21 protein-coding genes are annotated in these 22,053 nt (G+C 44.4%); 12 read left to right on the forward strand and 9 right to left on the reverse strand.

The features are described from left to right. Window positions 1-324 precede the first annotated feature (324 nt). From sfsA to ACVBIL_RS03990, 9 genes are all read left to right on the forward strand, one after another. The gene (sfsA, locus tag ACVBIL_RS03950) at window positions 325-1,029 is read left to right on the forward strand and encodes a DNA/RNA nuclease SfsA (RefSeq protein WP_447165718.1); all 705 of its coding nucleotides are present in this window, start codon (window positions 325-327) and stop codon (window positions 1,027-1,029) included. Window positions 1,030-1,187: 158 nt separating this feature from the next. After that, window positions 1,188-1,631 (forward strand): RNA polymerase-binding protein DksA, encoded by a 444-nt coding sequence (gene dksA, locus ACVBIL_RS03955; protein WP_012275883.1) that lies wholly within the window; start codon window positions 1,188-1,190, stop codon window positions 1,629-1,631. Window positions 1,632-1,687: 56 nt separating this feature from the next. Then, a complete protein-coding gene (gene gluQRS, locus ACVBIL_RS03960) occupies window positions 1,688-2,566 on the forward strand; it encodes a tRNA glutamyl-Q(34) synthetase GluQRS (RefSeq protein ID WP_447165688.1) in 879 nt (292 codons plus the stop codon). Window positions 2,567-2,747: 181 nt separating this feature from the next. Further along, window positions 2,748-4,046, forward strand: coding sequence for a polynucleotide adenylyltransferase PcnB (gene pcnB, locus ACVBIL_RS03965; protein ID WP_447165689.1), 1,299 nt, complete (start codon window positions 2,748-2,750; stop codon window positions 4,044-4,046). Then, a complete protein-coding gene (gene folK / locus ACVBIL_RS03970; RefSeq protein WP_447165690.1) occupies window positions 4,046-4,540 on the forward strand; it encodes a 2-amino-4-hydroxy-6-hydroxymethyldihydropteridine diphosphokinase in 495 nt (164 codons plus the stop codon). The genes pcnB and folK overlap by 1 nt, the downstream gene beginning before the upstream one ends. Window positions 4,541-4,675: 135 nt before the next feature. Then, the gene (panB, locus tag ACVBIL_RS03975) at window positions 4,676-5,470 is read left to right on the forward strand and encodes a 3-methyl-2-oxobutanoate hydroxymethyltransferase (RefSeq protein WP_447165691.1); all 795 of its coding nucleotides are present in this window, start codon (window positions 4,676-4,678) and stop codon (window positions 5,468-5,470) included. Window positions 5,471-5,534: 64 nt separating this feature from the next. After that, window positions 5,535-6,386 carry a pantoate--beta-alanine ligase gene (gene panC, locus ACVBIL_RS03980; protein ID WP_447165692.1) on the forward strand — a complete coding sequence of 284 codons (852 nt, stop codon included), beginning with the start codon at window positions 5,535-5,537 and terminating at the stop codon, window positions 6,384-6,386. 685 nt (window positions 6,387-7,071) lie between these two features. After that, window positions 7,072-7,578, forward strand: coding sequence for a DUF4124 domain-containing protein (locus ACVBIL_RS03985; RefSeq protein WP_447165693.1), 507 nt, complete (start codon window positions 7,072-7,074; stop codon window positions 7,576-7,578). A 67-nt stretch (window positions 7,579-7,645) separates the two neighbouring features. After that, on the forward strand, window positions 7,646-7,984 hold the full coding sequence (locus tag ACVBIL_RS03990; protein WP_447165694.1) for a DUF4144 family protein: 339 nt from the start codon (window positions 7,646-7,648) through the stop codon (window positions 7,982-7,984). Window positions 7,985-8,138: 154 nt separating this feature from the next. Here ACVBIL_RS03990 and ACVBIL_RS03995 read toward each other — a convergent pair whose 3' ends face one another. From ACVBIL_RS03995 to mpl, 5 genes are all read right to left on the reverse strand, one after another. Continuing rightward, window positions 8,139-8,909 carry an ABC transporter permease gene (locus ACVBIL_RS03995; RefSeq protein ID WP_447165719.1) on the reverse strand — a complete coding sequence of 257 codons (771 nt, stop codon included), beginning with the start codon at window positions 8,907-8,909 and terminating at the stop codon, window positions 8,139-8,141. A 2-nt stretch (window positions 8,910-8,911) separates the two neighbouring features. Then, the gene (locus tag ACVBIL_RS04000) at window positions 8,912-9,856 is read right to left on the reverse strand and encodes an ABC transporter ATP-binding protein (protein WP_447165695.1); all 945 of its coding nucleotides are present in this window, start codon (window positions 9,854-9,856) and stop codon (window positions 8,912-8,914) included. 130 nt (window positions 9,857-9,986) lie between these two features. Next, on the reverse strand, window positions 9,987-10,520 hold the full coding sequence (hpt, locus tag ACVBIL_RS04005; protein ID WP_447160935.1) for a hypoxanthine phosphoribosyltransferase: 534 nt from the start codon (window positions 10,518-10,520) through the stop codon (window positions 9,987-9,989). Window positions 10,521-10,527: 7 nt separating this feature from the next. Beyond that, complete coding sequence (locus ACVBIL_RS04010) at window positions 10,528-11,181, reverse strand: flavin prenyltransferase UbiX (protein ID WP_447165696.1); 654 nt, start codon at window positions 11,179-11,181, stop codon at window positions 10,528-10,530. Between the two features lie 6 nt (window positions 11,182-11,187). Continuing rightward, on the reverse strand, window positions 11,188-12,573 hold the full coding sequence (mpl, locus tag ACVBIL_RS04015) for a UDP-N-acetylmuramate:L-alanyl-gamma-D-glutamyl-meso-diaminopimelate ligase (protein ID WP_447165697.1): 1,386 nt from the start codon (window positions 12,571-12,573) through the stop codon (window positions 11,188-11,190). A gap of 341 nt (window positions 12,574-12,914) precedes the next feature. Between mpl and ACVBIL_RS04020 the strand changes: the two genes are divergently transcribed. The 3 genes from ACVBIL_RS04020 (at window position 12,915) to ACVBIL_RS04030 (ending at window position 15,931) form a co-directional block, all read left to right on the forward strand. Then, window positions 12,915-14,231, forward strand: coding sequence for an anaerobic C4-dicarboxylate transporter (locus ACVBIL_RS04020; protein WP_447165698.1), 1,317 nt, complete (start codon window positions 12,915-12,917; stop codon window positions 14,229-14,231). Window positions 14,232-14,329: 98 nt separating this feature from the next. Next, the gene (bluB, locus tag ACVBIL_RS04025; RefSeq protein WP_447165699.1) at window positions 14,330-14,983 is read left to right on the forward strand and encodes a 5,6-dimethylbenzimidazole synthase; all 654 of its coding nucleotides are present in this window, start codon (window positions 14,330-14,332) and stop codon (window positions 14,981-14,983) included. Between the two features lie 237 nt (window positions 14,984-15,220). Beyond that, window positions 15,221-15,931: an oxidative stress defense protein gene (locus ACVBIL_RS04030; protein WP_447165700.1), complete on the forward strand. Its 711-nt coding sequence runs from the start codon at window positions 15,221-15,223 to the stop codon at window positions 15,929-15,931. A gap of 345 nt (window positions 15,932-16,276) precedes the next feature. Here the strand turns inward: ACVBIL_RS04030 and ACVBIL_RS04035 are convergent, their stop codons facing one another. From ACVBIL_RS04035 to ACVBIL_RS04050, 4 genes are all read right to left on the reverse strand, one after another. Then, window positions 16,277-17,458 carry a porin gene (locus ACVBIL_RS04035; RefSeq protein WP_447165701.1) on the reverse strand — a complete coding sequence of 394 codons (1,182 nt, stop codon included), beginning with the start codon at window positions 17,456-17,458 and terminating at the stop codon, window positions 16,277-16,279. Between the two features lie 258 nt (window positions 17,459-17,716). After that, window positions 17,717-19,576 carry a diguanylate cyclase gene (locus ACVBIL_RS04040; protein ID WP_447165702.1) on the reverse strand — a complete coding sequence of 620 codons (1,860 nt, stop codon included), beginning with the start codon at window positions 19,574-19,576 and terminating at the stop codon, window positions 17,717-17,719. A gap of 381 nt (window positions 19,577-19,957) precedes the next feature. Further along, window positions 19,958-21,238: an O-acetylhomoserine aminocarboxypropyltransferase/cysteine synthase family protein gene (locus ACVBIL_RS04045; RefSeq protein WP_447165703.1), complete on the reverse strand. Its 1,281-nt coding sequence runs from the start codon at window positions 21,236-21,238 to the stop codon at window positions 19,958-19,960. Between the two features lie 101 nt (window positions 21,239-21,339). Then, window positions 21,340-21,864 carry a DUF3087 domain-containing protein gene (locus ACVBIL_RS04050; RefSeq protein WP_447165704.1) on the reverse strand — a complete coding sequence of 175 codons (525 nt, stop codon included), beginning with the start codon at window positions 21,862-21,864 and terminating at the stop codon, window positions 21,340-21,342. Between the last annotated feature and the right edge of the window lie 189 nt (window positions 21,865-22,053).

Raw genomic sequence — 22,053 nt, forward strand, 5'->3', positions numbered from 1 at the left:
TGAATCGATGTCCCGATAACAGCAGCTTTTGGCTTGCTTTATCGGCAACCAGCCTATTTTTAGTGCAGGCAGTCTACTGCATCCATTGCGATATCTAAAGTGGATCGCGATGACGGCTTAACGATATATGTGGCAGTTTTTTAAGACAGCTAGCGCCTACCCCGAGCGGTTTTCAACCTTGCACTTTTATGCTAAGCCTTTTGCACTAACCCTTTTGTACTAATGCTTTTCTATGACCAGCTATCAAGTTAACTTGTCGGCAAAACCCAATCACGGATTCAATTCTGTTAACCTATGACAAAACAACCTAAGCTAAACGGTAAAATGGAATTTAATCCTGGATTCGACACTGGCGTATTAATCCAGCGCTATAAACGCTTCTTAACAGATATTACGCTTGCCAACAGTGAGCAAGTAACGATTCATTGTCCAAATACCGGCTCGATGAAAAATTGCTTATTTGTGGGCCAGAAAGTCTGGTTTTCGGTGTCAGACAATCCTAAGCGAAAATATAGCCGCACTTGGGAGCTAGCCGAAACCCCAGAAGGCCACATAATTGGGATTAATACTGGCCGCGCTAACGCACTCGCGGAAGAGGCAATTAACAACGGCGTGATCACCGAGCTGCAAGGTTATGGCTCGCTGCGACGTGAAGTTAAATACGGCAGTGAAAATAGCCGCATCGATATTCTGCTCGAAGACGCTAACAAGGCGAGCTGCTATATAGAAGTCAAAAGTTGTACCTTATTAGATGAGGGCCTAGGTTACTTTCCCGATGCGGTAACCACCCGCGGGCAGAAACACCTGCGAGAGCTGATGGAAATGGTTGAGCAAGGGCAACGAGCAGTACTGTTATTTGTTGTTCAACATTCGGGCATTAATAGTGTACAAGCAGCGGCGCATATCGACCCTAGTTACGCAACTCTTCTTAGCGAGGCTCATAGTAAAGGTGTAGAAATTATCGCCTACAAAGCTGAGTTATCACCTGTTGAGACGCGTTTGGTTAAATCCTGTCCAGTTAGGCTTTAAATCAAAAGATAGGGTTGAAATTGTGCGTAATAGCGGACATAGTCAAATAACAGGCCCCAATTAACACAAATTATTTGCCTAGTATAAAGCTTTCTGGTATAGATAGCGGCCGTTATTAAAGACGCCCTACAACGCAAATGATTAACAGGAGATGCGTTATGCCTCAAGGCACTAGAAAACTTGGCGTGCTCGCTATCGCAGGTGTAGATCCTTACCAGGAAAAACCGGGTGAGGAGTACATGAACGAGGCTCAATTGGGTCACTTTAAGAAGATTCTTGAAGCATGGCGTAACCAATTACGTGAAGAAGTTGATCGTACTCTTAATCACATGCAAGACGAAGCGGCTAATTTCCCAGACCCTGTCGACCGTGCAGCTCAGGAAGAAGAGTTCAGCTTAGAGTTACGCGCTCGTGACAGAGAACGTAAGCTAATTAAGAAGATCGAAAAGACAATGCAACATATTGAAGAAGACGATTTTGGCTTCTGCGAATCTTGTGGCATTGAAATCGGTATTCGCCGATTAGAAGCACGTCCAACAGCCGATCAATGTATTGACTGTAAAACACTTGCTGAGATCAAAGAAAAGCAAATGGCAGGTTAATTTCTGCCTTAAGTGCGGAGCTTATGGCTCCGCTCTTTTGTTTTACTATACAGTAAATGGTTAATACGACTTCCTATATAGGCCGCTTTGCGCCCTCCCCATCTGGTCCTCTTCATTTTGGTTCATTGATTGCTGCCCTCGGCAGTTTTTTACGTGCCCGCTCTTTGGGGGGGAAATGGTTGGTTCGTATCGAAGATATCGATCCTCCACGTGAAATCGCAGGCGCTAGCAGTGCAATCCTTAACACCCTTGAAGCTTATGGCCTTGAGTGGGATGACACTGTGCTCTATCAGAGCCAACGCTTAGATGTGTACCAAGCTAAGATTGAGCAATTGTTGGCGCACAGCCAAGCTTATTATTGTCAGTGCACCCGCAAGCAGATCCAAGCGATGGGTAGCCGTTACGATGGCCGCTGCGGCAAGCTCTGTCAGCCACTGAGCCAAGGGGCGATTCGCGTACACAACCCATTTGCTGTCGAACATTTTGTCGACCAACATATGGGCCGAATTTCTGTCGATAAAACCTTTGCTGCAGAGGACTTTATTATCAAGCGAAGTGATGGTTTATATGCCTATCAGCTCGCTGTTGTGCTCGATGATATTCATCAGCAAATAACCGAAGTGGTAAGAGGCTGCGATCTACTTGAGCCCACTTGCCGCCAAGAAAGCTTGTATAGAATATTACAAAAGCCTGCACCCAAGTGGCTGCATTTACCGTTAGCCTGTGCAGAAAAAGGCAGAAAACTGTCTAAGCAAAACCATGCGCCTGCAATCGATAATATGCATCCGCAAGCCAGTATTAACGCGGCATTAGCCTTCTTAGGCCAAGCCCCCGTTGCGATGGAATCTCAAGCCAGTAAGATGATTGAACAGGCCGTTAGCCAATTCAATCTCTCTAAGGTGCCAAAACAATCGGAAATACTGCTCGATACGTGAGCTCAATCGTATACTCATTAAGCTTTAATTGAGTTATCATAGCCCACTTGTTTTTTACCCAAACGAAGATCCAAATCAGAGGTGTCCCATTTTTCGTCGTATTAGCCAATTCTGTAAACAGTTTTTTGAAGATAGTCCAAAAACTGAAGAACACACGCAGACAGGTCTTAGTTTAGAGGTCGTGCCTAGAAATGCGCACGCGATCTCTCGCAGCCAGATCAGCGACAATGCGATCAAAGTACTCTATCGACTACACAAGTCAGGCTTTAAAGCTTACTTGGTCGGCGGCGGCGTACGCGATATCTTATTGGGTCTGCAACCGAAAGACTTCGATGTAGTCACCAATGCCACCCCAGAAGAGATCAAGCGCTTATTCCGTAACTGCCGCCTTGTTGGTCGCCGCTTCCGTCTCGCGCATATCGTTTTTGGGCGCGATGTGATTGAAGTCGCCACCTTACGTGGTCATCACGTTGATAGCGGTGAAAAAATCTCAAAGACCAATGAATCTGGTCGCCTATTACGTGACAACGTTTACGGCAGTATCGATGAAGATGCTGAGCGTCGAGACTTTACCGTCAACGCTTTGTATTACGATATTAGCGATTTTTCAATTCACAGCTACGGCGGTGGATTACAAGATTTAGAATCTCGCACGATTCGCTTAATTGGTGACCCTGAAAAACGTTACCGTGAAGATCCTGTGCGCATGTTACGTGCAGTGCGTTTTGCGACTAAGTTGGATATGACCATTGAAGCGAAAGCTGCTAAGCCGATTAAAGGGTTAGCTAGCTTGCTTAAAGATATTCCTGCTGCGCGCATGTATGAAGAAGTACTGAAGATGTTTTTCGCCGGAAAAGCGCTGCAAAACTTTAATATGATGCGTGAACTTGGCCTTTTCGAACCGTTATTCCCATTAGTAGAAACACTGCTAAAAGAATATCCAAACGGTGAAACCGCTAAGTTAATGCAAGAGATGATGCAAAGTACTGACGAGCGGGTCGCCCAGGATAAACCGGTTACCCCCGCATTTTTCTATGCAGCACTGCTTTGGTATCCATTGAGCCAGCGTGCCGACGATATTGCAGTAGAAAGTGGCCTATCGACCTATGATGCATACACTGCAGCTATGGGTGATATTATGGAGCAGCAATGCCGCTCGATTAGTATTCCGCGCCGCTTTAGCACTGTAGCCAAAGACATTTGGCAGTTACAACTTAGGTTCGAGCGTAACAAGGGCACCAAAGCTTATCGATTTATGGAGCACCCTAAGTTTAGGGCCGCTTACGATCTGCTCTTGCTACGTGGCAATGCTGAAGGCGGCCTTACCGCTAAAAATGCCGCTTGGTGGAAGAGCTTTGTCGAAGGCAATGAAGATCAGCGTAATGTGATCGCTCGCTCTACCAATAAAGGTGGCCGTAGCCGTAACACTAATAGACGTCGTAAGCCAAGTGCAAAACCGGCGTCAAAATCTGCAGAATAATGGTTCAAGTTTATGTGGCGTTAGGCGCAAACTTAGCCGATCCGATAAGCCAACTCGATAGCGCATGTGATGCGTTATTGAGTCTGGCAGCTGCCGATTCATTTTCTATTTCCCCCTATTATCGCTCCGCCCCTATGGGTGACGTTGAGCAGCCTGATTACGTCAATGCCGTTGCAGGATTTAACACCGACCTTGCCCCTATTGAGCTACTCGATGCACTACAAGCTATTGAAAACCAGCAAGGCCGTTTACGAGCGCTACGTTGGGGCCCAAGAACACTTGACCTAGATTTATTACTCTATGGCGATCACCATATCGACATTCCGCGCTTAATCGTGCCTCATTATGGAATGCGAGATCGCAGTTTTGTACTGATCCCGCTAGCTGATATTGCACCCGCACTTATTCTGCCAGACAACACGTCACTATCGAGCCTCATCAATGAGTCATTAAGAGCTGAATTAATCTTGGCTCGAAAACCGACGGCGACATAAGTAACATTCAGCAGACTGTTATTTTCTGATAGTATGACGCGCGTCCGTTATGAGACAGTCAAACACCGAGAACATTGAAGTTGAGCCTTTGTTGGCATATAACCACTTCACAAATTGGGTTTTAAAATTACCATTATGTCTAAAATTACAAGTTCTACACTGCGTACCTTTAAGCAAGAAGGTAAAAAGTTCACCGCATTAACAGCCTATGATGCTAGCTTTGCCAGCGCGTTCGATAGCGAAGGGATTGACGTATTATTAGTCGGTGATTCAATGGGAATGGTACTGCAAGGACATAGCGACACCTTACCGGTGACGGTTGATGATATTGCCTACCATACTCGTTGCGTACGCCGCGGTGTTGAGCATTCACTGCTGATCGCTGATATGCCTTTTATGAGCTACGCCACACCTGAGCAAACCATGATTAACGCCACAACGCTTATGCAAGCAGGCGCCAATATGGTTAAAGTTGAGGGTGGCCACTGGTTACTCGAAAGTGTATCTATGCTGACAGAGCGCGGTATTCCTGTATGTGCCCACTTGGGATTAACCCCGCAATCCGTTCATGTATTTGGCGGCTTTAAAGTACAAGGGCGTGATGCTGACAATGCGCAGCGTATTCTAGATGAAGCTAAGGCATTGGAAGCTGCTGGCGCGCAACTACTCGTGGTTGAATGTATCCCAGCTTCTCTAGCTAAAGCCATCACCGATGCCCTTACGATACCGGTTATCGGTATTGGCGCGGGTAAAGATACCGATGGTCAAATCCTAGTGATGCACGATGTGCTCGGGATCTCTAGTGGTTATATTCCACGTTTCTCTAAAAACTACCTCAAGCAAACTGGCGAAATTCGCGCAGCAGTTCGAGCCTATATTGACGAAGTGGCTCAAGGTGTTTTTCCTGGCGACGAGCATACGTTTAACTAATTATCTGCTCCTAGTCCATCCACTGGGAGCGCATTTTCAAATTGAGTGTTAGAGCAGTAAAACCATGATCACGACTCAATCTATTTCAGATATCCGTGCGCAAGTAAAAGCATGGCGTCAACAAGGCAAAACCGTTGCATTTGTACCCACTATGGGTAACTTGCACTTAGGTCATATCACCTTAGTCAAAGAAGCAAAAACCCGTGCCGATCACGTGGTTGCCTCTATCTTTGTCAATCCGATGCAATTTGGGCAAAACGAAGATCTCGATGCCTACCCAAGAACCTTAGCCGATGATCAAGCAGCCTTAATTGCCGCTGGCGCAGAGTTACTGTTCACCCCTACGCCAGACATCATCTACCCGAAAGGAATGGATGCCCAAACTTATGTTGAAGTGCCCAATATTTCTGATGTGCTTTGTGGTGCCAGTCGCCCAGGACACTTTAGAGGCGTAGCGACCATTGTCTGTAAGCTGTTTAACATAGTACAACCAGATGTCGCGGTGTTTGGTCAAAAAGACTTTCAGCAACTATTAGTCATCCGCACTATGGTGGAAGATCTTTCGATGCCGATTGAGATTGTTGGCGTTGACACCATACGCGAAGCGTCTGGGCTTGCTATGAGTTCACGCAATGGCTACCTAAGCACTGAGCAAAAACAGCAGGCCGCGCAGATAAAGCGCAGCTTAGATAAAATGGCGGAGTCGCTAAAATCTGGCGTAGCCATCGCTGACGTGATAGCTAAAGCACAAACAGAGCTCGCAGAAGCGGGCTTTAACAATGATTATCTAGATGTAAGAAATGCCAATACATTTGCAATGGCGACGCCAAATGACAAAGACTTGGTCATTTTAGTCGCTGCCTATATGGGCGCAACACGACTGATTGATAATCTCGTCGTCAATTTGGTGAACTAACATTTATCTATCTGTACTTGCAGTACTTGCGTTCAGTGCTTAAGTTCCGGTACTTGCGTTTCAGTACTAGATTTAAGTGCTAGATTTAAGTACTAGATTTAAGTGCTAGATTTAAGTGCTAGATTTAAGTACTGGATTTCAGTACTAGATTTAAGTGCTAGATTTCAGTACTAGATTTAAGTGCTAGATTTAAGTGCTAGATTTAAGTGCTAGATTTAAGTGCTAGATTTAAGTGCTAGATTTAAGTGCTAGATTTCAGTGCTAGATTTCAGTGCTAATTTAAGTATCGGCCCATAAGCATTTTGATGCTGTGCAATTTAACGGTTCACAACTTAGTTTTGAACCGTTTTTTATTGCACAAACATCCGCTGAGCTTGCCAAAAATGGCCATTCCCTACAGGTAAAGCACCAATCACTAGATTCAATAATCATCAAGCAATAGTTCCAAAAAATCATCAAGTTAATAACTCATCCCAGCCTGCTATATAGCAGTTGTCGATACTTTTAAAGTGCAATTTTTTAGTGTCAAAAAACTGGTGTTTTCAGTCAACTTAAGCCATAGTACCCAGGTTGTTAATTTTTAAGTAATATTGTTAATCAAAAACAACCTACACGCTAAATCAACATCGATTTACTGATATCGACTAAGTACTGTTATCGACGGTCAATAAGGATAGTTAGCCGGATGGCGAGAGTAATTTTCACTTTAATTTGCCTGATTTTTACAGGTTCTGCACAGGCAAATAGTATTTTTAAGTGCATAAAAAACGACAAAATCGTTTTTAGTCAGCAGTCGTGTCCTAAAGAATTCCGTCAGCATAAAATCGAGTATCAGCTGGGGATCACCACTGAAATCGATTCTGATAAACGCGCCAAAGTGCAAGATCCTCTGCAAGCCTTACTTAACAAAAAAACCATCTCTAAAAAACGCTTACTTCAACTACTTGATAGCGAAGTGTATCGCCTACGCCAAGAAAACAGCTATTACGAAATACTCAGAGCGAGTGAGTTACAAAAACTTGAACGTAATCGTTACTGGCAGAAAAAACTAACTAGCGATCCAGAATATATCGAGTCACTTAACGAGATGAACCAACATTTCGATCAACTTGTGCAAGTTAACGCAGGTGCCATTAATCTGCTTAGTGATAGAAAATCATTGATAGAACAAGAGACCACAGCAACTAACTAAAAGCGATTACAATCATATCTCTAGCAATCACTTTACTTATCTAATCTTGCTGGTTGGAGCGATTCAAATGGATCTAAAATCCCTAAATTGGCCTATTTTGTTAAAACAAAAGCAGCAAGACGAGCTTTTCTACCTTGATTCTATAGATGACTATGCAGAGCAGACAAGCATGCTAGCTGAGCTTCACACCGCCATCTTTATCGATAATGATGGCAAAAGCTATCAGCTAGATAAGAGTCATCACACGCCATGTTTGCATTTGTGTTCACCTCAAATCGATTTTGAGACCCTGATCCAATGGACACGCCTGCATGCTAGCCAAGCAGGCCACTGCTGTACCAGTAAACTCAGTGCTAAGGATATAAGGTCATTGTTTGAGATTATCGCGTTTATCGAGCATCAATAAGCCAATACAACGATCAATACCAATACCAATACCAATACTAATACTAATACCAACAAAAACAAAAACGCCAACAGCAAAACTGTTGGCGTTTTTCAATCAGCATCATCTCAATTGGTATTATACCTATTGAGATGATGTGAGCGCTCAGCGCTGATCAGCTTCTAAGGCCGATACCGCGAGAAATCAAGTAGTAAGCAACACTCCACAGGCCAACACAGAATCCCACCATTATCGCTACAGATAAAGACACGCTAATATCCGCGTAACCCAAGAAGCCATAGCGGAATACGTTGATCATATACACAATGGGGTTAAGCGCCGACACACCTTGCCAAAATTCAGGCAATAAAGAGAGCGAGTAAAATACGCCCCCTAAATAGGTCAAAGGCGTCAATACAAAGGTCGGTACTATACTAATATCATCGTAACTCTTAGCAAATACCGCGTTAATCAGACCGCCTAACGAGAACAATATCGCGGTAAGCAACACAGTTACCGCCACGAGCCCTAGATGATGAATGCTAATATCGACAAAGAACATCGCCACTAAGGTGACTATCGTGCCGACACACAATCCCCGGGCGACACCGCCGCCAACATAACCGGCAATAATCACGTAATGCGGTACAGGTGCAACAATCAGCTCTTCAAGGTTACCCTGAAACTTAGCACTAAAAAACGATGACACCACGTTCGAATATGAGCTAGTAATCACCGCCATCATGATAAGACCCGGCGCGATAAACTCCATATACGATACGCCGCCCATATCACCGATACGTTTGCCAACCAAGTTACCAAATATTAAAAAGTACAAGGTCATACTGATTGCAGGTGGCACTAATGTTTGTACCCAGATACGGGTAAATCGATTAATTTCTTTGGTTAAAATACTTTTAAAAGCTGTGAAATACAGCGCTTTCATATTCATTTCACATCTCCGCCGTTTTTACCCTTCTCGACTAACTCAACAAACAGCTCTTCTAAGCGGTTTGCCTTGTTACGCATCGACAGCACTTGTATAGCTTGATCATTTAACTGCACAAACACACTATTCAAGCCCTGTTCTTTAGCCACATCAACTTCTAGAGTATGGCTATCAATCAAGCGACACTGTACACCTCTGAGCTGCGGTACTTGAGTTAAGTCATCTTTTAAATCGAGTACAAACGTTTCCATATTTAGACGACTGAGCAGCGATTTCATACTGGTACATTCCACCAGCACGCCTTTGTCGATAATACCGATATTACGACACAGCATTTCGGCTTCTTCTAAATAGTGGGTGGTGAGGATAATCGTCACGCCTTGAGCGTTAAGATCTGTCAGGAATGCCCACATTGAACGGCGCAGTTCAATATCAACGCCCGCTGTCGGCTCGTCAAGAATAAGCAGCTTAGGCTCATGCATCAGTGCGCGGGCGATCATCAAGCGACGCTTCATACCACCTGAAAGTTCACGAGCCGCACTATTGCGTTTTTCCCACAAATCTAACTGAGTTAAATACTTTTCGGCTCTAACAAGCGCTACATCGCGCTTAACGCCGTAGTAACCAGCCTGATTAACCACAATTTGCTGTACGGTTTCAAATTGGTTGAAGTTGAACTCTTGTGGTACTAAGCCAATGCACAGCTTAGCCAACTCTAATTCGGTATCGATGTCATGTTCAAATACAGACACCTTGCCCGATGTCTTTTGCACCAATGAGCTAATCACGCCAATTGTGGTCGACTTACCGGCGCCATTTGGGCCTAAAAGCGCGAAGAAATCGCCTTTGTTGACCGTTAAACTAATGCCTTTAACTGCTTCAACTCCGCCTTTATAGGTTTTTTTTAGCGAGTCGATAACGAGGGCGGCTTGTGAATTTGCCATGGTTATTCAATCCATTTGAAAGGTATATAAAAACTCCCGCATTAGCGGGAGTCATTAAATCAGATTGCTGCGTGAATAAACTCCGGCTGTTTTGCCCTTAATTATTCCGCACAACAACTTAATTTTTAGCTTAGTCTTCTAACGGTACAACTTTAGCGATGTAAGGCAGATTACGATACTGCTCCGCATAGTCGATACCGTAACCTACGATAAACTCGTCAGGAATAGTAAAACCAATAAAATCCACTGGTACGTCAACTTCGCGGCGTTCAGGCTTATCAAGCAGCGTACAAAGAGCGAGGCTCTTTGGCTCACGTAGCATCAGCATTTCGCGCACCTTGTTCAAGGTATTGCCTGAATCAATAAGATCTTCAACGATCAGTACATCACGCCCCTGAATTTCAGACTGTACGTCTTTTAGGATTTTTACGTCACGGCTACTACTCATCTCATTACCGTAGCTTGATACCGACATAAAATCGATTTCAACATGACCTTTAATGCGTCTGCAAAGATCTGCCATAAAAACAACAGAACCTTTCAGCAGGCCAACCATTAATAAACGGTCGCTATCAGCATAATGAGCATTGATTTGCTCAGCCAAAATATCCAATTTTTGATTGATCTCTTCAGCAGTGATCATCACTTCAGTGGTGTGTTTCATAAAACTCTCAGTAGTCGATGTCGCTAACGTTATGTTTGTCATAACCCCAACGATTCGTTAGTGCATGGTTAACGCCCAAATGGTCAAGAATTCGGGCGACCATGAAGTCTACCAGATCTTCAACCGATTTGGGATTATGATAAAAGCCCGGAGCAGCAGGCATAATGGTAGCCCCGAGTCTTGAAAGCGACAACATATGCTCTAAGTGTATGGCGCTAAAGGGAGTTTCTCGCGGAACCAAGATTAATTGGCCACGTTCTTTTATTACTACATCGGCGGCTCTTTCGAGTAAATTATTACTCATACCAGTCGCAACTGCCGCTAATGTACCCGTGCTGCAAGGGCAGATGACCATTTGTTTAGGCGCGGCGGAACCTGATGCTGGCGGCGAGAACCACTCCTCTTTGCCTAATACAATCAACTCACCGGCAACCTCACCGAATTGCGCTAATAACTGCGCCTTGGCTTTTTCACTATTACTGCTTAACTGCAACCCTTGCTCAGTAGCAAGCACAACCCTAGCAGCAGAAGAGATCATCAAGAACACCTGATAATCACTTTTCAATAAGATCTCTAGCAGCCTTAGCCCATAAGGTGCACCAGACGCGCCGGTCCATGCCAAACTAATCGACTTTTCTGCCTTGTGATATTTAACGCTCATGGTCTGTTATTTACCTGTTTGACTGCGAAGTGTAGCAAGCAGCTTTTGATGTAAGCCACCAAAACCGCCATTACTCATAACAATAATAGTATCTCCGCTACTGGCTTGGGCGGCCACTTTAGCAACGATCTCATCGATATCATACAAGACCTCAACCGGAATAGAAGCCGAGCTCATTGCCGCGCGAATATCCCAATCAATATTACCCGCTTGATACAGATAAGCATGACTCGCTAAATCTAATGAGTTAGCTAAAGTATCTTTGTGCACACCACTTTTCATGGTGTTTGAACGTGGCTCTAAAATCACCGTCACCTTGCCCGTTCCCACGCGTGCGCGCATGCCCTGAAGTGATGTGCTAATCGCCGTTGGATGATGAGCAAAGTCATCATAAACCTCAATGCCATTCACCGTATCAAGTAGCTCCATACGGCGCTTTGGCGGTGCAAACTGAGTTAGCGCCGCAATCGCCGCATCAGGCTTAACACCCACATGCCTTGCGGCGGCTATCGCCATAACCGCATTTTCAATATTGTGCTGGCCGATTAGCTGCCAGTCTAAAACACCTTGTGACTCGCCATTAAAGAACACTTCAAATTGATGGCCATCATCAGTCAGGTTCATCGCATACCAGCCCTTAGCATTTGCTGCTAGGTGGTACTGCTCTTGCTCGCTCCAGCAGCCCATTTCAATGACTTGCTGCACGCTGCCCACATCCGCTGGCCAGATGATCTTACCTTCGCCCGGCACGGTACGTATTACATGATTAAACTGTCGCTGAATAGCTTTTAAGTCGTCAAAAATATCAGCATGATCAAACTCTAAGTTATTAATCACTAAGGTACGCGGTTGATAATGGACAAACTTAGAACGCTTATCGAAAAAGGCACTATCGTATTCATCGGCTTCCACGACAAAGAAAGGTGAGCCACCAAGACGCGCCGATACACCAAAGTTTTGCGGTACGCCGCCAATTAAAAATCCTGGCTCATAGCCGCAATCTTCTAAAATCCACGCCAACATACTTGATGTCGATGTTTTGCCGTGAGTGCCAGATACTGCAAGTACCCAGCGCTGCGGCAAGATGTGCTCCGCCAAAAACTGCGGGCCAGAGGTGTATTTAATGCCTCGATTTAATACCGCTTCAACACAAGGATTACCACGGCTCATGGCATTACCTATGACCACTAAATCTGGGGCATCGTCTTCATTGCTGCCAAGTTGTGATGGATCGAAGCCTTGGATAAGCTCAATACCTTGCTCCTCGAGTTGCGTGCTCATTGGCGGATAAACATTGGCATCGCTGCCTGTGACTTTGTGCCCTTCCGCTCTAGCCAATAATGCTAAGCCACCCATAAAGGTGCCACAAATCCCTAAAATATGTACGTGCATACCGTCACTCTGATGAATGAAAAACCTGTCTCATTCTACCCAATTGCAGCACGCTTTGGCAGTTAACTCGCGTTTAAATCGACGCGATGACAACAGACACGCTGCTAGCGGTCACATTCAAGCTTTGTTTCGCCGCGATATTTGCTGGTTCACGTCAGTTTCAGTTCACAATTTTGGCAAAAATCTGATCAAATAAATGCGCCCTATCACCTTGTTAAATCCTGACTATTTAAGCATTCGATAACATACGGTATAAGATGACTTTAATGGCCGCTGCAATTGCTTTTGCCTACGTCTGCACTTTGCTGACGATCTGCTTATATTCTTAAAGGAACCCCGCTATGTTCTTTGTACATATGCTGTTACTGCTAACTGTTATTTTTGTGGGGATCCGCCACGGTGGTGTGGCCTTTGGTCTGCTCGGTGGCCTAGGCGTATCGATACTCGCCTTTGTGTTTGGCATTGCTCCAGGTGCGCCACCTATCAACGTGATGTTGATCATTTTGGCGGTTGTGGCTGCGTCTGCAACGCTGGAAGCGACGGGTGGTTTAAAGCTCTTGGTACGTTACGCCGAAAAGCTGCTGCGCAAACACCCAGGCCAAATTGTATTTCTTGGCCCACTATGTACTTATTCGTTAACCGTATTAGTTGGTACTGGCCACTCGGTGTATCCACTATTGCCCGTTATTTATGATGTGGCTTATAAAAAAGGCATTCGCCCTGAACGCCCGTTAGCAGTGGCAACAATTGCCTCGCAGATGGGCATTACTGCCAGCCCTATTGCCGCAGCTGCTGCAGTGGTTATTGCCACCTCGATGGAGAATAACCTCGATATCAGCTTAATAGACGTATTGCTGGTGACCATCCCATCAACATTGATTGGCGTAATCGTCGCGGCCGCTTGGAGCCTTAAGCGTGGTAAAGATCTCGATAAAGATCCTGAATTTCAAGCTCGTATGCAAGATGAAGACTTTAGAAACAGCCTAGTTGATATCGACACTGATGATACCGATAGCGCTCACAGTGATAGCATCGCCAAGAGAGGCTTAAGCATCTTCCTACTTGGCATACTGTCAGTGATTGCCTTAGCGATATTTGGCGACCAACTGCTGCCTGAAGGCGTGAAAATGTCGGTAGCGATTCAGTTTATGATGCTATCGGTGGGCGCGGTGATCTTGCTTGCGACCAAGATAGACCCGAAGAAGATTGTCCATAGCAATGTGTTTATCGCGGGTATGACAGCGGTGATCATCATCTTCGGTATTGCTTGGTTAAGCGACACCATTATCGGTCACCACAAGGCTTATTTAATTGAGTCGGTGAGCGATATTGTTCATGCTCACCCTTGGTCATTCGCGATTGCAATGTTTACCGCATCGGTGTTCCTTAAGAGCCAAGCTGCGACGCTGACAATCATGCTACCACTAGGCTTCTCGTTAGGTATTCCAGCACCCGTGCTTATCGGTGTTTTGCCTGCCTGCTATGCCTACTTCTTCTTCCCCTTCTATCCAAGTGACTTAGCGGCGATCAGTTTTGATAGAACCGGGACGACCCATATTGGCAAGTACATAGTCAATCACAGCTTTATTATGCCTGGCTTTATTGGCGTGGTAACCGCGACAGTAATAGGCTATTTCATCTCAATGATGATAAATTAGATTGAAAGCAAGTTAACTGATTTCCAGTAGTAATACCGTTAAGTTTAAGGCGCCATTATTGGCGCCTTTTTATTACCGTCATGTCAGATGAGAGCCCTATGAGCCACCAGTTTTCTGCAAACGATAGCCTGTTACTTACCCAGATAATGCGCCTTAGACGTGATGTGCGTGGCAACCATTTTTTGTCGACTCCCGTCGATGACAGCATCATTGATAAACTGCTCGACGCCGCATTACATGCGCCATCAGTGGGTTATTCGCAACCTTGGCAATTTGTGGTGATCCGCAACGATGCAGTGAAACAGCAGGTACATCAGTCCTTTGTTACAGCCAACGCTGCAGGGCGCGCGCAATTTAACGGTAATAAAAATACTCAGTACAGTAAGCTAAAGCTTGAGGGCATATTAGAAGCGCCAGTCAATCTGGCGGTGTTTTATCAAAGCCAATCAACGCCCGTGCTTGGTCAAACCAGCATGGCAGACATGGGACGGTTCAGTGTGGTGTGTGCGATTCAAAACCTATGGTTAATGGCTCGTTCACTCAATATTGGGGTCGGCTGGGTCAGCATTATTGACCCAAATGCGGTTAAGCAAGCGCTAAATGCACCCGATGATAGTGAGCTAATAGGCTATTTGTGTATCGGTTATGTTGACGAGTTTCTCGCTGAACCCGAGCTAAAGTCTGCCGGATGGGAACAGCAAAAGAGTAAAATTGACCTGGTATTTAAAGACAGCTTTGATGTAGCAACCTGAGAGTTGTTTGGCTCTACCTGACCACGACAATCGTCTGTCCTAAAACTAACTCAATAACTGACATAACTGACATAACTGACATAACTAGCCTGAACTCGGGCTAACTAATAAAAAAAGAATAAAAAAAGAATAAAAAAAGAATAAAAAATAAAACCCTTTTCAAAAGTGACTACGTTTATACCTAACAAGATAAACAAACTTTGCTAAACCTAATCAATTTTCACTTTTGGAGTCATTATGAAATCATCAATTATCGCAGCACTCATCTCAGGGCTTATTGCGTCAACGAGCATGATAGGTACAGCTCATGCGGCCGACTTAGACTTTCCTAGCCTCAACACTGTAGGCACGAGCCAACTCACCGTGCCAGCCGATATGGCTGAAATAAATGTTGAAGTGGTCATTAAGGCTAAAACAGCACTAGAAGCCAAAACTGCATCAGATAAAGCCGTTGTCAGCTTTTTACAACGCTTAGAAAAAGCTGGCGTGAATAAAGAGCGAGTGCAAAGTGCCAATATCAACCTACAACCGCAATATACCTATGAGAAAGATAAGCCGAATCAGCTTACCGGTTATAGCGCTAGCCGCCGTATCAAGGTCACTGTGATGGATTTAGCCAAGCTTAATAGCATCCTTGATTCAGCCCTTGAGCAAGGGATCAACCGCATCAATAACATCGCGCTAAAGTCGAGTAAAGAAACGCAATATGTTGAACAAGCAAGAATGGCCGCGATAAAAGATGCCCAGCAGAAAGCCAAAATGCTGGCTGAAGGTTTTGGCCAGAAACTCGATGGAGTGTGGGCTATAAGCTACTTTGAGCAGCGCCCTATTCAGCCTGTGATGCTACGAATGAATTCAGAGAAAGCGAGCTTCGATGCCGGCCCTAGCTATCAACAAGGCCAGGTGACGATACAGGATAGAGTCGAAGTGACTTATCGTTTGAAATAGCCTTATTAGGTTAAATAAAGTAGAAAAAAGGCTTACCCAGTCTCAAAATGAACTAGGTAAGCCTTTAATGTTATTAAAACTATACCCAAACGACTTGAACATGCTCATTTCAGAGGCCTTGCGCGAGTTCAATTCTAGGCGTATTAGCGTAGGAATGGTAACTCCCTTTTAAGCTAGTGCAACAACGAAGTGGGCTTGCGCAAAGCCTTCTTCGATGGGGTTTAATGCACTTTCTGCTGCGTTATTGATCTTGCTAAGGGAACAACCATTAACTGCAATCAACGCCTTGCTTAAAGCGCATTAAATTCCCACTGACCCCATCTTCAGGTGGCTTGGGTATATATACTACAGAATAAAGCGTACGCCTATTGCAACACCATCATCTTCAGGTTTACCCATCAGCTTTTCTTGCTCTTTATTGGTGCTGTCAAAGTTACTCAAATCTTTACGGCCTTCAAGATAGAAAATAACACTGTTTTGCCAAATATAGTGCCCGCCAGCAACGAGCGATTCACGCTCAAAAATATCACCGTTATAAGCGGCTTCATATTCGTCACCCGCCTTTAAGATGTTGTATGAGATAAATACCTTAAAGTCATCTTCAAATAGGTAGGAGAAAAGTGACTCTAGACCCGTTGCATCCTGGATAATACGCCCAATATTATCAGTATCATGGTATTGCTGTTGGTTGGCATTTAATGCCGCATAAAATCCCTGCTCATCCCATGCCCCCCAAGTGACGCCACCACCGTAAATATAATCTGTTTCAGTTAATCGAGAACCATTAGACGATCTCGCTTTGAACTCACCAAAGTTGGCACCAGCAGTGAAAGTCAGCCTATCGGTTGCATCAAGAGTCAGGCCTGCACCGTAGGTATAGTTATATTCAACATGAGTGACTGTTGCAGGAGTCGTTACCATGGCAGCGACTTGGTCTACGGGCTCAATGACATCGAAGGAATCATCTTTTAATTGCGCCTGCAACGCAAAACTAAACATACCGAAGCTGTTACGGTACTGCAGCGCTTTATCTGCACGGCCCGTACCATTAAAGGAGCCATCTCCTTGATAAGTGTAGGTACCCGATGCATTACCATCCCATACAAAGCCATAGTTAGTATTGTAAACCACGTCATACCATGCGCCCCACTGTTTACCTATTGCAAGGGAACCTAACTTATCATTACTCACCCCCACATAACCTAAACGGTTGCTCAGAAAGTTATCTGTGGTGGTTTCAAAGAAACTTTCACTGCTATATGACAGATTCGTGTCACCAAAAGGGTTTACACCCCACTCGAGTTTGGCATAAGCCTTCCAGTCATCAGACATCTCACGGGTAAAACCAATATTGACCCTAGAGCTACCGTTTACGACTTGAGTCTGGCCTTGGGTATCAATAATTCGAGCATCCAGATAGCCGCCAATTCCTATGGAGTTTTTATCATCCTTATAGATTTCAACAGCGAAAGCCGATGGCATTAGGGCCAATGTGGCAAGGGGGAATATTGCTAGCGCTTTTTTCATGGGATCTCCAACCTTGGTTATCAATTTATCAATCCGTTTAGCGAACATCCTAGCTGACATAATTTCGCGCGTTTGCACAAACAAATTTCAGCACTCGCTAAATAAAAAACATAGCAAACAAATGACTTAATACAAGTTTTTGATAGGTTTAATAACTTTAAAAGTTCGAAACAAGCCTATACTCGTTCAGAAAATGGTAAACGTATGAAATAAGATCTGGTAAATAAGTGAGTATTAAGAAGGGATAGTAGTTTGAACTTAAGCGTAACTCTGAATAAAATGCACCGTATTCTTTCCTGAAAATTTAGCCTTATAGAGCCCCTGATCCGCTTGATTAACTAGCTCTGTTAAACACCTTTGCTGCCCAGTTAACGCCGTAACACCAATACTAACCGTCAGCTCAATAGTCACATCGTCAAATGTATACGCTTGAGCGGCAATCCCCTCCCGCAAACGCTCAGAGATCACCATAGCCTCCTTTTCACTTGTCTCTGGCAAGACAATTAAAAACTCTTCACCACCAATTCGGCCAATTAAGTCTCTCTCTCTTAGCCAACGAGCACCACGTTTCGCCACCGCTTGAATGGCCAGATCACCAGTATGATGGCCAAATTGATCATTAATGGATTTGAAGTTGTCGATATCGAAAATGATCACAGCTAAACCACGCTGCTTCTTAATGGCTTTATTAATCATCCGTTGCCCCTGACTGAAGGTATGGCCACGATTAGCGATACCCGTTAAAAAGTCAGTTTGTGCACTATGCTTAAAAGCTTTGCGTGATTGCCACAGAAACAAGATGGCGATCAGCAGGACGATACCCACTAAGAAGAACATGCTTAACCTCAAGTCGTAGATACGCTCTTTATCCTCCACCGCAGCTAAACTCAGTTCATTAATCGCCAGCTTGTTCGCTAATAGTAGATTCTCAAATTCTGCCACTTTCGAGTTATGGTTTAAGGCTAAATCAATCACCTCATTATTAATTACCTGTTTATTGGTTTCACGTTCCTGATCGATCACTTCTAGCAAGGTATTTACCGCAGTTAAATAATACTGTTCATCCAAAGCAATGATAGCATTAGCCTTTAACGTAAGGCTGGCCATATTTTTCGGAAAACTGCTGTCTTGTTTAAACATACGCGCCATATCCGCGGCTTTTGTGATATCACCAAAGCGCAAATAAGCTTCGGCTAAAAAGAGAAAGCCACTGCTTACGAAATACTGCTCTTGGGTGGTATCTTGCAAAGAAATTGCTTTTTCTAAATGCTCAATCGCCTTGGCATACTGGTGGGTCGCCAGCGCAACTCGACCAGCATTAAGCTGGGTAAAAAAGCCAAAGTCGGTAAACTCAGGTGCCGACTCGGTTAATAAAAATTGCTGCTCAATATTATGTCTTGCCTTGTCCCAGTCGCCGAGTTTAACCGCTTCACTAATCATATTGTGCTGCATGTTAAACATATCTTGGATATCGTCTATCTCACTCCATGTTTGATAGGCTTTTTCAAAGTTGCTATAGCCACGCTTATGTAAACCTACCGTACGGTAGAGCGATCCCGTCGCGTTATAGATCATCGCCTTACGGTTAAAATTTGTATTACCGTCAGTTTCAATCAGCTGCATGGCTTCATCAAGTAAGGCAATGCCTTGATGAACATTGGTAACCTTGTTATAGCAAAAAGCATTTTGGGTCAGTGTTTTGGCTAGGAGCTCTTTATCGCTTTGTTGTCGGGCAAATACCAAGGCCTTTTTTCTATCAACACAATAAACCTGAGGATCATTGCTTTGTAAATACAGTGCAAAAGAACGTTCTAAGTAACTGTCGATCAATAGCGCTGATGCACCGAGCGGCTTTACTAGCGCGATGGCTTTATCGTAACGGCCAATCGCTTGCTCAAGCTGACGGTTTTTTTCATATTGCATAGCATATAAAAAGTGCAGCTTTGCTTGTTCTTGAATGCTCGCGTTAGCTAGATCTAAATTGAAGTGATTAAGAAGAGACAGCCCATCGGCCGTAGAAGCGTCAGCAAGCTGTTGCTCTAAAGATTGTAATGATTGTGATACTTGCGCGCATATACCCGCTACAGAGGCCAAATAAGCCACAGTAAAAAGTATCATTGTCTTTAGCCATTTTGTTGCAACAAGCACTGCCAATCCAGGTTATTTTACAAAAATCGTCAAGCAGCTTAACACAAACACCTATCCTGTATATAGGCTTGATTTAATAAGGACTTATCATTAGAAGTCCCCCTTTACATACTCCAGATTTTTTATGCTAAAACAGCAGCAAATCGCTTCATATTAATATCAATAAGTAGTGAAGATAACGGTAAATATCGATATTAAACACACAAAAGGCTAGCGAGCTTCGCTAGCCTTTTGTACAGAATCGACACCAGTAATAATATGATCGATTAACGCTAAATAATGTTAAACCCGCTTAGTTAAGTAGAGCATCATTAGAATAGATTAACGCTTCACTACAGCTTGTTCTGTAGATTAACTCGCTTTATCTAATGCTTGCGCCACGTCAGCGATAATGTCATCAATATGTTCGATACCCACAGAAATACGCACTAAATCCTCTGATACCCCGGCTTTGGCTAATTCTGTTGCATCCAATTGCCTATGAGTGGTTGAAGCTGGGTGACAGGCTAAAGACTTGGCATCGCCAATATTAACCAATCGCAAAATCATCTGCAGTGCATCAATAAAGCGTCCCCCCGCGGCCTTGCCGTCGTCAGCTTTTATACCAAAACTGATGATCCCAGATGCCTTACCACCGGTAATTTTATGGCAGTTATCCTGGAAGGGGCTATTTTCAAGCGCTGCGTAATTAACCCAGCTAACCTTGGGGTGCGATGCTAAATACTGGGCTAAAGCCAAGGCGTTATCACAATGACGCTCCATTCTTAACGCTAAGGTTTCTAGCCCTTGTAACAGCAAGAAAGCACTCTGAGGCGCTAACGCCGCGCCAGTATTACGTAGCGGAACAACGCGGCAACGACCAATAAAAGCTGCTGGACCAAAGGCCTGAGTATAAACCACACCATGATAAGAGGGATCTGGCTCATTAAGTAGCGCAAAACGCTTAGGCTGCGCCGCCCAGTCAAACTTACCGCTATCGATAATTGCGCCGCCAATGGTGGTGCCATGGCCGCCAATATATTTAGTGAGTGAATGGATTACGATATCGGCGCCATGCTCAAACGGCTTACACAGCACGGGCGTGGCAACGGTATTATCAACAATCAAGGGAACGCCGTGTTTGTGGGCTACCTCAGCAAGGCGCTGCAGATCGACAATATTGCCCGCCGGATTGCCGATAGACTCACAAAATAATGCCTTGGTTTTATCATCAATCAATGCATCAAGCTGTTCGAAATCATCAAAGCCCGCCATACGCACTTCAACACCTTGACGCGGTAAAGTATGAGCAAACAAGTTGTAGGTGCCGCCATAGAGCTGGCTGGTGCTAACGATGTTGTCGCCCACTTCGGTGAGCGCTTGAATCGCATAGGTAATGGCCGCCATTCCCGATGCCAGTGCGAGGGCACCGATGCCGCCTTCTATCGCCGCAAGTCGCTGCTCTAGCACATCAGTAGTAGGGTTCATGATGCGTGTATAAATGTTGCCAGGCACTTTCAAGTCAAACAGATCGGCACCGTGCTGGGTGTCATCAAAGGTATAAGAGGTGGTTTGATAAATTGGAACCGCTGCCGCCTTGGTGGTGGCTTCCGATTTATATCCGTGGTGCAGAGCTAAAGATTCGAGTTTCATCGCGTCATATCCTATTCCATTTGATTGAAATACGAACATAACAGCTAGCCATCTAGAAGACTAAAGATTTTGTATGACTCGCTAGATGGCAAATGGCAGTGTTAGATCTGTGCTAGCATTTGCGGCTCAAACTGTTCAGGTGTGATGCTTAACCCCAGCGATGCAATCTTATCGTTTAGCTGACTGAGATCTTTGTCTACCGTAGATATCGTCAGAGTGTTGTTATCAAGTGTGTACACCTGCTTTAAGCTAACAAAGTAGAAGCTCAAGATAATAAACGCATTGGTATCGTTCTTGTCAGCGGCTTGCTTTATCTTAGCGAGCTTACGGTAGATTTGATTATGTAACTGCTTCAAGCGCCAGACGTAATACACCTCTTTGAAAAAAGGTTTTTGTTTTTGACTATTCAGCACAGCGCTACAGGTACCCAAGGCTAAAAGCACCCCAATAAAGTTCAAATGAAAATTACCTGTCGACTCACCACTGACAGTCGCTTGCGAACCAAAGAAGTGAATTAACAGTGCGCCGAATACCAGCGATAAGATCGCCAGAGCTGCCACAAAGCTCATAATGACTAGATTGGTATGTTTACGGTAGGCTTGCTTATCAATTTCAATCAGTTGCATCTCGGGTCTCATTTATTATTTATCGTGGAGAGTGAATGTAACGCGGTATTCTTTTTACGCTTTATCAGCCTTAAAATAGCAAACAGATAAATCAGCACTAAAGCTTACCACTTAAGCATAAGCTCTAGATAAAATATCGCTCACAAATTCATTGGCGTTCAGATAAACAGTTCGTATTCTTTGCGCTAA

The sequence above is a fragment of the Shewanella sp. 125m-7 genome, from assembly GCF_052977045.1.